Source organism: Halobacillus sp. BBL2006 (genome assembly GCF_000786645.1).
In the GTDB taxonomy this organism is placed as follows: domain Bacteria; phylum Bacillota; class Bacilli; order Bacillales; family Halobacillaceae; genus Halobacillus.
On the sequence record NZ_JRNX01000164.1, the window covers coordinates 1 to 13,536 of the forward strand.

12 protein-coding genes and 1 pseudogene are annotated in these 13,536 nt (G+C 40.0%); 2 read left to right on the top strand and 11 right to left on the bottom strand.

What is annotated here, in order from left to right; genetic code table 11:
• The 4 genes and pseudogenes from LD39_RS21740 to LD39_RS05885 form a co-directional block, all read right to left on the bottom strand.
• On the bottom strand, positions 1 to 1,225 hold a 1,225-nt coding region (locus tag LD39_RS21740), incomplete at its 3' end, for a GNAT family N-acetyltransferase (protein ID WP_052158748.1).
• Positions 1,226 to 1,481: 256 nt separating this feature from the next.
• Positions 1,482 to 2,408, bottom strand: coding sequence for a ferritin family protein (locus LD39_RS05875; protein ID WP_081988334.1), 927 nt, complete (start codon positions 2,406 to 2,408; stop codon positions 1,482 to 1,484).
• A 219-nt stretch (positions 2,409 to 2,627) separates the two neighbouring features.
• Positions 2,628 to 3,035: pseudogene (locus tag LD39_RS05880) on the bottom strand (VOC family protein).
• A 531-nt stretch (positions 3,036 to 3,566) separates the two neighbouring features.
• Positions 3,567 to 4,340 (bottom strand): class I SAM-dependent methyltransferase, encoded by a 774-nt coding sequence (locus LD39_RS05885; RefSeq protein WP_035543919.1) that lies wholly within the window; start codon positions 4,338 to 4,340, stop codon positions 3,567 to 3,569.
• Positions 4,341 to 4,615: 275 nt separating this feature from the next.
• Between LD39_RS05885 and LD39_RS05890 the strand changes: the two genes are divergently transcribed.
• Positions 4,616 to 5,575, top strand: a complete 960-nt coding sequence (locus tag LD39_RS05890; RefSeq protein WP_035543920.1) for a sodium:calcium antiporter — start codon at positions 4,616 to 4,618, stop codon at positions 5,573 to 5,575.
• 80 nt (positions 5,576 to 5,655) lie between these two features.
• Here the strand turns inward: LD39_RS05890 and LD39_RS05895 are convergent, their stop codons facing one another.
• The 3 genes from LD39_RS05895 to shc form a co-directional block, all read right to left on the bottom strand.
• On the bottom strand, positions 5,656 to 6,672 hold the full coding sequence (locus LD39_RS05895) for a serine hydrolase (protein ID WP_035543942.1): 1,017 nt from the start codon (positions 6,670 to 6,672) through the stop codon (positions 5,656 to 5,658).
• A 61-nt stretch (positions 6,673 to 6,733) separates the two neighbouring features.
• Entirely contained in the window at positions 6,734 to 7,465 is a 732-nt protein-coding gene (locus LD39_RS05900; protein WP_035543922.1) for a PAS domain-containing protein, read from the bottom strand.
• Positions 7,466 to 7,636: 171 nt separating this feature from the next.
• Positions 7,637 to 9,526, bottom strand: a complete 1,890-nt coding sequence (shc, locus tag LD39_RS05905; protein ID WP_035543944.1) for a squalene--hopene cyclase — start codon at positions 9,524 to 9,526, stop codon at positions 7,637 to 7,639.
• A gap of 81 nt (positions 9,527 to 9,607) precedes the next feature.
• Between shc and LD39_RS05910 the strand changes: the two genes are divergently transcribed.
• Positions 9,608 to 10,723, top strand: coding sequence for a DUF2515 family protein (locus LD39_RS05910; RefSeq protein ID WP_035543923.1), 1,116 nt, complete (start codon positions 9,608 to 9,610; stop codon positions 10,721 to 10,723).
• A gap of 83 nt (positions 10,724 to 10,806) precedes the next feature.
• Here the strand turns inward: LD39_RS05910 and LD39_RS05915 are convergent, their stop codons facing one another.
• From LD39_RS05915 to LD39_RS05930, 4 genes are all read right to left on the bottom strand, one after another.
• Positions 10,807 to 11,031: a YqkE family protein gene (locus LD39_RS05915; RefSeq protein WP_035543926.1), complete on the bottom strand. Its 225-nt coding sequence runs from the start codon at positions 11,029 to 11,031 to the stop codon at positions 10,807 to 10,809.
• On the bottom strand, positions 11,028 to 11,360 hold the full coding sequence (locus tag LD39_RS05920) for an iron-sulfur cluster biosynthesis family protein (RefSeq protein WP_035543929.1): 333 nt from the start codon (positions 11,358 to 11,360) through the stop codon (positions 11,028 to 11,030). Before LD39_RS05920 ends, LD39_RS05915 begins: the two co-directional genes overlap by 4 nt.
• A 120-nt stretch (positions 11,361 to 11,480) precedes the next feature.
• The gene (locus LD39_RS05925) at positions 11,481 to 12,275 is read right to left on the bottom strand and encodes an SDR family oxidoreductase (protein ID WP_035543932.1); all 795 of its coding nucleotides are present in this window, start codon (positions 12,273 to 12,275) and stop codon (positions 11,481 to 11,483) included.
• A 7-nt stretch (positions 12,276 to 12,282) separates the two neighbouring features.
• Positions 12,283 to 13,248: an MBL fold metallo-hydrolase gene (locus LD39_RS05930; RefSeq protein ID WP_035543934.1), complete on the bottom strand. Its 966-nt coding sequence runs from the start codon at positions 13,246 to 13,248 to the stop codon at positions 12,283 to 12,285.
• Positions 13,249 to 13,536: the final 288 nt, after the last annotated feature.

Sequence of the window (13,536 nt, forward strand, 5' to 3'; positions counted from 1 at the left end):
CGACTTTTAATGCCAGCTCATTAAAGAGGTCCTGAAACACAAACAACGACTTCCGTATTTCTTCATAGTCACTGTTAGAATAAGTTTGGGTGTACTTTGCCCAAATCTCTGGCTCCAACCACCTTTCCAGATATTTTCCTCCTTTCCCTATAGATACGCGATACCCTTTTTCCGAACCAATGTGCCACTTGAGCATATGGACAAGCGGCTCGCGCAGAACGACATCAATTAACGTCATTAACAATGGTAATTCTTTACGATAGATCGTTTTTGGAATGTGTGAGCCGAGGCCCCAAATAAAGCTGTTGCAGCAATCTTGATACAACTTCTCAGTTGGAGGTTCAATCCAATAGCTCTTGTCACTTGGTGCAGGCAGCTCCGGAAATAGGTCATCCTTGTCCAATATGATTTCTGTTAAACTATCTTTAATCGCTTGTTCCCTAGTATTAAGAGGCACAAAATGCATATCAATTCGGTTGCCATCCATAAATTGAACGAGATAAGTAAAACGACCATCACCTAAAGGTGCCGGTAATATTTTATCCTCTGGCTTCTCCATAATCATAATTTCTCCGAAGTAAGGAAGCACATTCTTCTCTTTTTCAAACGGCTTCGTGTCCGTTACAAAATACACAATATCATAGTCCTGAAATTGATCAGGCTCCACGTTTGGGTTTACCCTTGAACCATTCATGATTATCCCTCGAATGTTGGAATGACTTTCCCCATAGTTCAGAATTAGTCTCATCATTTCTTCTTCACTACGAGTTTTTTGATTCTTTTCAAAGGTAATCTCAAGAAGTGGTAGAGTTCGGCTTGGAAAAACCGTCGATTCGATTTCACCAATTCTCTTCGCTCCCATTTTCTTATAAAAGCCTTCTGCGTGAGGATCACAATCAATGGTAAGAAATGATAGATTGCAATCTGTTGATAATTGAATCAAATGCTCCCAAAGTTTTTTTCCCATTCCTTGACCAATCGAATCAGGAGAAATAAAGAAAAAGTCGACTTTATGCTTAACAAGCAGCAAACTATAAAATCCATGAATTTCATGATCTTTTTCTATGACGAACGTTGGATTTTCTTCTATGTAATCTTCGGTTAAGGTTAAATCTTGTTTACATGTATTCAAAAACCAATCATCGTAACCCCAATGTCCTTTGGATTGAATGGCGATCTTACTTAAAAGGTCCGCTTCCTTAGATGATGCTTCTCTAATAATCATCGATTCCCTCCTATTTGTACCTGGAGAGATCGTTAATCCGGCCATAGTATTTCGACTATAAGCCATTTCACAACCTCTCTCGAATGGTACTTCAGAAATTACCGAATATTTCATTCATTTATGATTTTATCATATCCTTTTCACAAAACATAAATTACTTAGACAGTTTCAATAACTATTTAGTTTAGGTCTTAGACTAGATATTCAGGTTGAATCAGTTAGATTTGTGCACCTTCAATTAAACTCATTAGAATAATCATGATTTTTCTCTCGCTAACCCTCTTCGGAAAGCTTGAAGATGGTTGACCGATGCATTGCGCAACTGTGTGAAAATGATTCTGGCATCATCAGGAATTTGATAAGATAAAAATTTATCGTACATAGCGATATTATCAATTTCCCCTTCTACTCCTTTCGCATAGGCATCTTTAATGTTTTCTGGTGTAGACACGTACTGGACAGAGTCATTTTCAGGTATCGAAATTTGATAACGTGAAAATAATGTAAGCAGCGCATCAATATGTCGGAGTTCTGCTTGTTTTATTCTCGAAAATGTCTGTATTTCCCCAAATTCACTAAGAATATTATCGTATCTGGATTGTGCCAAATATTCATCTTGAAGGGCATACGTCAGGGCTTCCGGAAATGAAAGTTCTGTTGCATTCAGCGCTCCTTTCGCCCCATAGTCTTCAGAATTTTGTCGATTTACTGTAGTAGGTGAATTCGTTCGATTTAAGTAAAAAAGAAACCAAACCGCATGATTTTGTTCATCAGCCGCAGCACGCCTGAACGCCTCTTTAATTTTCAAATCCTTCGCCTGCTCGGAGATATTCAGATAGAAGTCAACGGTTTCTTGCTCATCTTTAAATGCTGCCACCAATCCTTCTCGATATTCTGCTGGACATTCACCCCCCATTTTTGGAGATGGCTCTTGACCAGTTAAGATTGTGTAAATCTGACTAAATGTCTGAAAGTGTCTGATTTCATCCTGGCGAATTTCCCGTATTTGTTTCATCTCTTCTGCCATCGGTGCATTCTCCGCTAACTGTTTATAACAACTGATAGCACTGTATTCTCCATCAATTGCTTTTTTTATATCCTGAATGAGTTTCGTATCATTCTGCCCTCGATTTGGTCCTCCATTATGATAAAAAGAAGATAATCCGTCTGAATTGACAAACATACAAGAAGCCTCCTTATATTTGAAGTCATCTTTCTATCTTATGGTACCGCCCTAGACAATTGTGTCTGTACTTTTAAGGAAAAATATGGAGGAGCGACTACACAACTTTTCATTATAAGAAAAAGCACAACACCAAAGCAGTTCACATGGCGTCGTGCTTTTTCTTTAATTTAGGAACTTGAAAACTTTTGAAAAAAAGCTGGATCGAGACTCATGCTGCTAATTGTCTCTATTAAATGAAGGACTCAACCCACTCCAACCATCAAACATATTCCCATCCAAATCAGTAAAAACGAAATTTTTCCCTGGATGTCCTCGATCCTCTACGTTTCCGACAGTGACACCTGCACTCCTCAGGTACTGATGTTAAGATTCGAGTTCTTTCAAACCGTCTACTTCAAATGTCTGTGAAAACCTTTTTTCCCCTTGTGTATCTATAAAATTGCAGTTCTCATTACTACTCGCTTTCACTAAGAAGAAACTTTGATTAGCTAGGTCGATAATCGCTTTGTGATGATCTTGATAGTTTAATTGTGCACCTAAGTGATGAGTATACCAGTCTACAGAATTCTCGACATCATGAACTGGAATATAAGTGGTTCCAACTCTCATCAATTTCCCACGCATTTTAACTCTTCCTCTCCTTCAAAGCCAATATGTATTTGTGAGAAGCACTGAATCTCGAACTGTGCTTCTAATAATTATCTTCATTCAGCCTTTTGAAATTCCATCGTTTTCTTCTTGATCATTCCACTGAATGGTTACATCCAATCCTTCTTTTATTTCGTCTTCATAGCAATGTTCGCAGCCAAAAAGGTATTAAATGTATGTGTCTATTCTGGTGAGGTAATCAACAAATAGGTGTTCGAAGAATCTATTTCGCCGAACGCATATTTGAACAGTTTCATCCCCCTTATACTCAAAAGTCATTCACTTAAATTCTTCTTCATCTACTGAAGTGATTTTATACTTCACCTTCCAATGTTCACTTTCACCTTGAAACACCTTATCCGTTCTCCCACATCCTTGCAAAAGCAAAGGAATAACCAAACTTAAGATGAATAACCCAAACAACTTTCGGAAAATAGACAGCACCGCCGTATACAGGTCATTAAATTTCTATGCGTATGGACTGATGCAGTTTCAATTAATTACCCCTCAAACTCCCATTTTAATTGCTCTCGTAGCGATCATCGTCTTAATATATTGATCAACAGTACGAATACCGCCGAAGTCGTCCTCATAGAAGCCTGCAATGAGGAATCCAGCATCAGTCTGACCTTGTATCTGATCTTCAAGCGTATGTCCGAATTCCAAAGCTTCTCCTGCTTCAGTGAAATGATCAGATTCTCCTGTAGAAATTGGAGAGTAAGGAATCTTATATTGAACATCGAGTATTCCTTTTGCTTCTTTATCATCATTAAACAAGTAAAGAACAGGATTCATAAATCCAGAAATTAAGCTTCCATTTTGCTTCAAAACTCTGAATGCTTCTTTCCATACGGGACGGACGTTTTCTATGAAGAGGTTTGCCACAGGGTGGACGATAAGATCAAATGATTCTTCATCCAAAAAATGCAGATTGGTCATTTCGCCTTGGATCGTTTTCAGAGACAGGTGATCTCTTTCAGCCACACGGCGATCCTGTTCCAGCTGTCTTTCTGAGATATCGACAACCGTCACATCAGCTCCTGCTGCCGCTAACACAGGGCCTTGCTGTCCTCCACCTGAGGCCAGGCAAAGGATTTTCATCCCTCTTATATTCTCTGGAAACCAATCTCTCGGAACTTTTCTTGAGGCAGTGACGGAAATCTCCCAGTTTCCGGAGTTACTTTTTTCAATTACACTTTTACTCACTGGTTGGGTATAACTAACGTTTTCTTCTACTTTTTTATTCCATACTTTCTGATTATAGTGTGTAATGTTGGACATTTTCTTCCTACTTTCTTTCGTTTATTAGTTTCATTTTACATTTCTATCACTCTCATAACTTCAATACGTCCCATACCGTTCAAATCTATTGACAAAAAACAGGAACAAGCATACATTGGAAGTAACAAGGGGAGTAGCGACCGGTATACGGCTGTTGAATCATCATTACGGTGCAAGCCACCTGGTTCATCAGGCTATTTGATTAGTACGCCAGACCTTGGTACAAACTTTTTGTGCCAGGGTCTTTTTCTATGCCTGGCGGAGAGGAGACTTATATGGTTTATCTCGTTTTTTTCCTAGCTGCTGCTGTTGTTGTTACAGCTGCCATTTATCTCAATCAGTTCGGAGATGTTATCAGTAAGAAATCTGCACTGAGTGGAGCAGTAGTCGGTACATTTCTTATTGCAGGAGCTACCTCACTTCCGGAGCTGACAACGAGTTTAACAGCTGTATATATTAATAACCCTGATATTGCAGTAGGCAATATGCTTGGCAGTAACGTTTTTAATTTATTAATCTTAGCTGTTATCGATCTCATTTACCGAAAGCGGCGACTCTTTCAAAGGGTCGATCACTCGGCAAATATCCCCTCTGCTGTGATCGGATTATTGTTTTCGTCCATATTAATCCTCACTTTAGTGGTTCCGGGGTCGTTACAGTTATTTGGAGTAGGAATCGAAATGTTGATCATTCTCCTTCTGTACATCGGATCCATGAAACTCGTATCCAGTGGAGATTCAGAAGGAAATGATAAGCCTGCAAACTCTTATTCATTAAGAACTGCAGTTATAGGGTTTAGCATTGCTGCGATCGTCGTATTTGGGGCAGGAAGTATCCTCTCCATAGCAGGTGACCGCTTAGCAGAAGCATCAGGCATGAATGCAAGTTTCGTAGGCAGCTTCCTAATCGCTGCATCCACTTCTTTGCCTGAATTGGTTACCGTACTGGCTTCTTTCAAATTAGCAAACTACAATATGGCAATCGGATCGATTCTTGGAAGCAACTTGTTTAACATACAATTGCTTGTGTTAACAGACGTTTTATATCGTAAGGGAGCCATTCTTGCTGCTGTTGGCACTTCGCAAATATTCGTTGCCATATTAGGACTCGTAATGACCATTGTCGTTATTTATTTATTGCTGCGTCCGAACAATACAATTAGTCAATGGAGATATGCTGCGCCTTCGCTTTTGATGACCGTACTATATTTTGTTGTCACATTTGTTCTCTATTGATAAAAAAGTGTGAGTGGATCACTCACACTTTTTTATGATTTTTTCAGTTCTGTATGTAGCTATAGTATAAGACATAATGTCTATTCAGCAGTCTTACTTCTCCTGCATATTAATTGATTTTCCATTGCCTTCATTATCTCAAACGCTCCTGAGCTATGGTTAGAAAGTACAACCAACGATGAACGGGTTTCCGGGTAAAAGGAGGAATGAAAACTCACACCTGGGTCGTACCCCATCACATGATATTTATATACTTGATCATCTTCTATATTCATCCACAAACCGTAACCGTAGAAGATCCCTTCCTTCACTTGAATTCGTGGTGTAAGTAATTCACGTTTCATTGAGACGGATAGTATTTTCTCGTTCATCAAGGCTTCCCAAAATCTGACCATATCCGGAGCGGTAACATAAGCCCCACCATCCGCTCCTCCTTTGACAGGTACAGAATAAATATTCGACCGCCAACGTCCATCTTCGCCTTTTATGTAACCGTAAGAGGTATTCTCAGGAAGCTGATCCATTGAAAAATAACCAGAATCGTTCATATCGCATAACTTAAAAATATTCTCTTCTATATACTCTTGGAATGACCTTTCAGTAATGGACTCCACTACTAAACCAAGTACGATATACCCGGCGTTGTTGTAATGAAAATGATGACCAGGAGCAAAGCTCATCGGCTTATTTTGAAAAAGCGGCAAAAAATCTCTAACTTCCCTCAACCCATACACAGGTATTTCAACCCATAAGTCTTCAAAATTATCTGTTTCGGCCTCGTCAAAATAATCAGGAATCCCCGAAGAATGTGTCAGCAAATGATGGATGTTAACTCGATTATCGAACTGAGGAAATTCGTGACCAAGCAGAGTATGCAAAGGTGTATCGAAATTCAGCCTTCCTTCTTCAATCAGCTGGCAGATAGCAACGGCGGTGAACACTTTACACCCTGACGCAATTGCGAATCTTGTTTGGTCATCATTACCCCGCTTTTCAGATCGATTAGCTAAGCCGGAGGACATTTGCAGCTCCACACCGTTAGGTCCTTGAAAACAAATTGTGCCTGAGAATTTTTCTTTATCAAAAGTTCGTTGCATCAATGGATAGATTTCTTTCAAAATAGTTCACCTTCTGCTTAAAAGGTTGTTTAACCTCTGATTATTGGTACAGCTCCCTCAGTGCGATTTGCAAAGTGGTATAGAATTGAACTTTCATCGGTGGAACGTTGGAGGCCACCCAGGTGGTTGCTAATACAGGCTTCATCCCAGAAATGACAACACTCGTTCCCATTAGTGCGAGAGATTGGATTAACTTAGATAGTTTGTCAAAAAAAACCACATCTACTCGGGAGATAGTAGAACAATCAATGATCAGCCTGTTTGCATTCATATTGGCGACATTATGTAAACCGCGATCAAGGATATACTGAAACTCGATTTGGTCCAAGATAGGCTGTAAGGGCAGTAAGGCAATTCCATCTGATAGCGGGATGACATTAACGGACATGTCTTCCATCCACTCGGTTAATTTCTGCTCCCTCTCATAATATTGAGTCACATCGGTAAACTCGACCATTGCACCATACACTTCGTCACTTTCCTTCAACAATTTCGTTTGAATGGATAAATACATGTCATGGTTTCCCCAATGATAAGGCATCGCATCAACTTTGACTTCCTCAAGTTTTTCAACCGTACGTTCCACATGCCGAACTTCTTCTGGAGCATCAGGGAAAAGCTCATACACGCTCTTTCCAATTAAATGTAACCCCTCCACTTGGAGTAATCTCTTCCCTTGTCTATTAATGTGAATGATTTGGTACTCTAAATCAATCACCAGCACACCTAAGGACAATTGATCTAAGACATCAGCTTTCTTTTGTGTAACCATTTGCTCACCCTTAGTATTCAGATTGATCGTACGATCTTCTTCTATATAAAGTTCTATTTCTCTTCTCGACAATCCTTTAACATTTAATATATTTCGATAATATTTTTCTATTAAAATTCTATTCAGCCAACAATAAGAAGAACAGAAGCTATACAGATAGCTCCTGTTCTATCAAAGAAATTTGTTTTGATAATGGGCTAGAGTCATCAAGGGCCAAATAAAACGATAACTGTGGTAGTGGACGTAAAAGGCACCTCCCATTCCCTGTCCTTTTGGATAATCTTCTGTCCATTCATTCTTTTCTCCATTTGTAATTAGATATTGAATACCACGATCAATGGCTGGACTTGGCTTATCAATTACAGCAATTAGAGCATCCAGCGCCCAGGATGTATGCGTCAATGTACTTGACCCAAGAGGGACATACCTTCTCTCTATATCACTATTGCAAGATTCTCCCCATCCACCGTCCCTGTTTTGAATTTCAGACAACCATTTCACACTCCGTTGAACCGCAGGTGACGACTTCTTTTCCTCACAAGCCATCAACCCTGTTAGAGCAGCCCAAGTACCGTATAAGTAACAAATCCCCCAACGGCCATACCAGCTGCCATCTTTACGTTGATTGTTTTTGAGCCATTTCTTTGCTTTAACTATCGGAGGACTATGAGAATCCATATTTGTGTAATTTCCGAGGAATTCAAGGGTTCTTCCTGTCAAATCAGCTGAAGAAGCATCAGTTAGAATGAACTCCGCTTTTTGAAGTGGGAGAAAGGTTAGGTACTCCTTATCAATTCTTCGTTCGAATGCCGGCCACCCACCATCTGGGTTTTGCATAGAAAGCGTCCACTGTACTCCTCTATTCCATGCCTGGATGGCATCTGTCTGAGTAGAGAACATACTTCGTAATGCGCGTAAGCTGGCCGTTGTATCATCAACATCAGGATTGAGCGTATTGATGTCAGAAAAACCCCACCCACCAGGTAAAGTTTCAGGATTATGAATCATCCAATCAGCGAACTTATACTGTTGTCGTGAAAGGAGATAAGAGTTGGCTTGCTTGATTACTGAGTTGTCCGCAGGTACACCTGACTTTTGCAAAGCATCACTTATAAGCGCCGTATTCCAGACATCTGCTGTCGTATATTGCATGTGAGTGTATCCGTCAATTTTACAGGCAATTGACTTCAAACCTTCTATGGCTTTCAGAATGACAGCATGATCTTTTTTATATCCTACCGATCTAAGAGCCATCACCATATAGAAGGTCGAGCTGAAATAACTGAGCATAGTTCCATCCGGCTCAATACGAGTAAGCATGTAATTCTTAGCTTGAGCAATCGCCTCGCTTTCAAAATGGAAAAGCGTATGCACCTTTGATTTGATTTCATCAATTAAGTAAGTAAAATAATTTCTCCATTCTTCTGCTATAGATTCTCCTACAAATGAATCATCTTCGTTCCTCCCTTTCCCTCCCCCAATGTCTGATAAGTCAGGGGTATAAATAGATATACTCTGATATTTTTTATGAGCAAGGAGAAGAATAGGAATAATATTGGCACGACCGAAGACAGATATATCAAATATATTGACTGGAAAAGAAGGCGGAAGGAGAATGACTTCTATCGGTATGGGATTCTTTTTCGGCCAAGGGTACTGACCTATAAGGCAGAGTAGGATTTTCGTGAACAATTCGGAATTTTTGACGCCTCCTCTCTCCACTATGAATGTGCGGGCTTTGACTAGCTCAGGATCTGATTTTTTGTATTTTCCAGAAAAAAGCAGAGCTGTATAAGCTTCGATCGTAGAGGATAAGTTTCCAGACTCTTCATCATAAAAGAGCTTCCATGCCCCATTTTCTTGTTGCTTGCTTATGATTCTTCCTACTAACTGATCGATCAATTCTTCGTCATGGATTTCTAATAAACGCAATAAAATGATCATGTAGGCGTCTGTAATAATACCAGTTTCAAATGCATAGTTCCACGATCCATCGCGGGATTGTTCCTTATTTAGTAACTGAATGAGACGGTTGATTTCCGATTCGATGCTGCTATTCATCTCCATCAACTCTTTTCCTCTGTTTTATCATCATATCTATTCAAAAATATTTATAGAAATTCTTTAGAAAGGAGCCCTTTAATGACCTTCCCATCCGCCTTAAAAAAAGCATTAAAAAAGAAACTACGACAAGGCAATCCTCCTCTTTCACTAAACACGAAGGAAGATAAGATCTTAGAACGTATTCGTTCAAAGACCAGAGAACAAAATGTGAACAATGTCACGAGAACACAAGCCTACCTCGACTTTTACTTAAAAAACCCTGAATTACACTGGGCGTTCCTTGCTCATCTTGTTTCAAGGAACGCTGGATGGAACATGACGGATCTAAAAGGGGAGTTCATTCCAAAATTACTGACAGGAAAAGAGCAAGTAGATTTTTTTGTATTTTTAGAGAGAGGAAACTGGTTGATTTTCCAGGATGCTTATCCACAGCTACTTTTATATGAAGAAAGTAAGGCACAAAGAAAACCACTTTTTCATTTACTTCCAGCACTCAACGTATCTTCATTTATGGAACCAAACTGGCAATATTATTGGAACCATAAACAAAAAGATATTATGGCCGTTGCTCTTATTATCAATGAACAGAATTACATTGAAGAACGAGTCATTCATAACCAGCAATACAAACAAAACGTGTTGGATACTCTCTCCTTTAAATTACAAGACCTGTTTGACATGAACCAGATTCTTTTCCCTTATTTTACTCCTGTCCAGCAGCAGCCAAAAGTCATTGGGGATACGGTTCATCATTTTTCTTCGCTTCATGATCGAATCGCAACAGGAAAAATACTATACCAACTACTCTATTCCGTGGAAAGCAGACTGGAATCAATAACAAAATGGGCAAAAGTCACTCCGCATACGGGCTCGAGAAGTGACTATTGGCCTCATATTTTCCACGATGTAAAAGAAACGATACCTGGGTCTGCCCATCGCCCTCAAGCACGTCCGTGTGCTGCAGAGGGTAAAACACCACGCATCTACAGTCCCAGGTTGTTGAATGTTTGGGAGAATTGGGTTCACCCAAAAGCAGAAGGTGGCGACTGGTTCAAAGACCTTAAAGCGATTCATTACTTTAAAAAATCACTCAAACACCATAAAGGGGACATTATTGATAATTATTGCGAAACCATTGAGAAACTTGAGCTTGCTGCTTTTACAAAGAAAGTATTTTACAAAAGAAAGGACTAGAGTGGTCTGTTTTGTATGATTAGGCAACTGTAATATCATAATTATGTTTTCCATAAAAAAATGAGTATCCTTTAAAAGGACACTCACTTTTTATATGTTTTCCAATCTAATTCACTTTCGTTTAATAGTTCCTCGAAGCTCTTGTTTGCTTCTCTCCGCTTCGTTTCCTCTATCCTTCTCTTGCGCTCTTCCTCCTGTTTCACTTCTTCTTGTTTCTTGAGCTCCGTTTTCTTGGAACGAAGCTTTGACAGCACATCTGCGTTCAGTTGCTCTCCAAGTGAACCTTGATCTATCTTTTTCTTGCTCATACGGTCGCTCCTTCTCTGACATCTTTCGTCGATATGATCGGATTCAAAATACCATCTGGACTTGAGAGGCGGAAGCTCCCTTTTTTAAAGTCTAGCTTCATTTTCGGCTTAAAGAAGGTAGCTTGCTGGTCGTCAATGATAACCTCATACGTATCATTATCAACTTCACGGTCTGTGTCTCGACGCTCACTGTCCAAACGAATGGTTGGCAGCCCATTTACACCGCATCCACAACCCTCGGTATCATAGAACAAACGGATAAGCGGTCGATCGGGATCCTTCAGTTTCTCAAGTTGCTCACGAGCTTCTTCGGTGATGTATAATTTCATCAGACATCCCTCCTATTTCTTCTATGATAGAAAATTGCATTCAGAAGCGCAACGCTTTTGTTTATAATACTTTGAAGATAGCTGAAGAAAGCTTTGGATCCAACATCCAAAGCTTCACCTTCACTTTTTATTAAACTGTTTTTGCATTGCTCTTTCCATTAGTCCAGGAACAATCGAATACACCTTGCTTCCGGAGTCCATCCATGCTGGTAAATTAATTTCGCGCTGCTTCGTAAATAATGAATTGACAACAGCAAGCGCTACACGATTAGGGTCAAGCATGATTCGATCCATTGCTCTTTCATAGTTTCCAGTAGGATCGGCCTGTTGAAAGAAGTTTGTCCTTACTGGCCCAAGATTGACAGATGTAACAAAGACCCCTTCTTTTTCAACTTCCATTCTTAATGCATTGGTAAACCCTAGTACAGCATGCTTTGTTGCAGAATAAACAGCTGATTTTGGTGTAGCCATTTTCCCAGCCTGAGAAGCGATATTCACAATATGGCCTTTCCCTTGCTGCAGAAAATGAGGCAATATTTGGTGCGTAGTACGAAACAGAGACTTCACGTTAACGGACAACATTCGATCAATATCTTGCCACTTGGCGTCGGCAACGAGGTCGAACACTGCCATACCGGCGTTATTAATGAGTGCATCAATCGATCCATGATCGTAGCATATGCGATCAATAACGTCTTTCCATTCAGCGTCATTAGAAAGATCAGCCTCATACCAATAGCAGGCCACACCAAAAGATTCTTCTATTTTATCTGCAATAACCGCTAAACGATCAGCTGTCCGTGCAACAAGTATGGGAATACCTCCCTGCTGTGCTACATGAATGGCTAAATATTGACCAATTCCGCTAGACGCTCCTGTTACCAATACTTTTTTACCTATTACACGTTCATTCATGAGAACATCACCTGTTTACATAATATAATTTTCGTTCACCTTCATATTTGAATGTTAATTTTCTTTGTTGTTCTAAATAGTCCAGCTGGCCAAGGGTTTCTGACATCGTTAAACCAAACTGGGTCTCAATATGCTTGGGGAACAATTGCTTACATACCTCATATGCACTTAAAGACTTATCACCAAACATGTTCAAAACTTTTTCCGCTCTCTCCTCTTGTTTTTTCAAGCGAGAGCAGATCAACTCGTGAGCACCCTCAAATATCTTTCCGTGGCCGGGATAAACCGTTCCAATTTCTCTTTTGAGTAGTTTTTCCATTGATGCCCTGTATTGCAACATCGGTCGAGGACGCTTCTCCCCTTTTTCAAAAGGCGGTTCCAGAAGCGGGTTGGAAGAGATGTGTTCAAGTAGATGATCGCCTCCAATTAACGATACGTCCGCACTCCGGTAAAAAGAAATATGACTCTGGGCATGTCCGGGAGTTTCAATGGTCTTCCATTCCTCATGTCCTGGAATTGGGTCTCCCTCCACAAGTACGTGGTCAAGCCCCCCTTTTGAAGTCCATTTCAGCGGCTTCTTCAGTGACTTCAGAATTGCAAAATATTTATCAGGAACACCCGCTTCAAGATACATGTCATAAAAAAACTTCTCATATCTTGAAAAGAATTCCTCGTTGCGCTCGATCCACGGACGCAGCTTAGGATGAGCAGCGATAAGCTTTAAGTTTGGGAAACGCTCTACCAATCCCATGTGATCGGGATGATGGTGAGTTAGAATCACCTGCTCTACATCATCAGGTGAATATCCGTAATCTTTTAATTGTTGAACTAGAGCTTCCCATGCATCTTCTGTCTTTACCCCTGCATCAACTAGAGACAGACGGTCTCCTTTGATTAAGTAACAGTGTACATCTCCTACCGCATAAGGGGTTGGTAGAGTGAGTTGTGTAATTGTATCCCTCATTGTTTTCATTTTTAATCCTCCACACTGAATAGTCATTCATTTATTCTATTGTAGCATGGTTTCGACTGAAATCCCATCGGGGTGTTAATCATCTGTAAGGAAACAAATTGCTGCATCCTATTTGAACCAAACAGCTAATACAAAAGGTGTCCTATCCATCCAGGACACCTTTTGTATTTTTGCTATTTTTCTTATTCCATTTAAGCTCCCTATTCTAGAAGAATTAGTTTCGAGACTTTTTCCTATTTCCGTTGCCTTGGATAAAAAAAGGAGGTCCGGGAAATCACTCGCTTTCCA

Excerpts from the sequence above, each read along its gene's own strand:
- shc (WP_035543944.1), bottom strand. The coding sequence starts at position 9,526 with ATGAATAGCAGCATCGAATCGGAAATCAACCGTCTCATTCAGTTACTA.
- LD39_RS05930 (WP_035543934.1), bottom strand. The coding sequence starts at position 13,248 with ATGAAAACAATGAGGGATACAATTACACAACTCACTCTACCAACCCCT.
- LD39_RS05920 (WP_035543929.1), bottom strand. The coding sequence starts at position 11,360 with ATGAAATTATACATCACCGAAGAAGCTCGTGAGCAACTTGAGAAACTG.
- LD39_RS05910 (WP_035543923.1), top strand. The coding sequence starts at position 9,608 with ATGACCTTCCCATCCGCCTTAAAAAAAGCATTAAAAAAGAAACTACGA.
- LD39_RS05885 (WP_035543919.1), bottom strand. The coding sequence starts at position 4,340 with ATGTCCAACATTACACACTATAATCAGAAAGTATGGAATAAAAAAGTA.
- LD39_RS05925 (WP_035543932.1), bottom strand. The coding sequence starts at position 12,275 with ATGAATGAACGTGTAATAGGTAAAAAAGTATTGGTAACAGGAGCGTCT.
- LD39_RS05900 (WP_035543922.1), bottom strand. The coding sequence starts at position 7,465 with ATGGTTACACAAAAGAAAGCTGATGTCTTAGATCAATTGTCCTTAGGT.
- LD39_RS05875 (WP_081988334.1), bottom strand. The coding sequence starts at position 2,408 with ATGTTTGTCAATTCAGACGGATTATCTTCTTTTTATCATAATGGAGGA.
- LD39_RS05915 (WP_035543926.1), bottom strand. The coding sequence starts at position 11,031 with ATGAGCAAGAAAAAGATAGATCAAGGTTCACTTGGAGAGCAACTGAAC.
- LD39_RS05890 (WP_035543920.1), top strand. The coding sequence starts at position 4,616 with ATGGTTTATCTCGTTTTTTTCCTAGCTGCTGCTGTTGTTGTTACAGCT.
- LD39_RS05895 (WP_035543942.1), bottom strand. The coding sequence starts at position 6,672 with ATGCAACGAACTTTTGATAAAGAAAAATTCTCAGGCACAATTTGTTTT.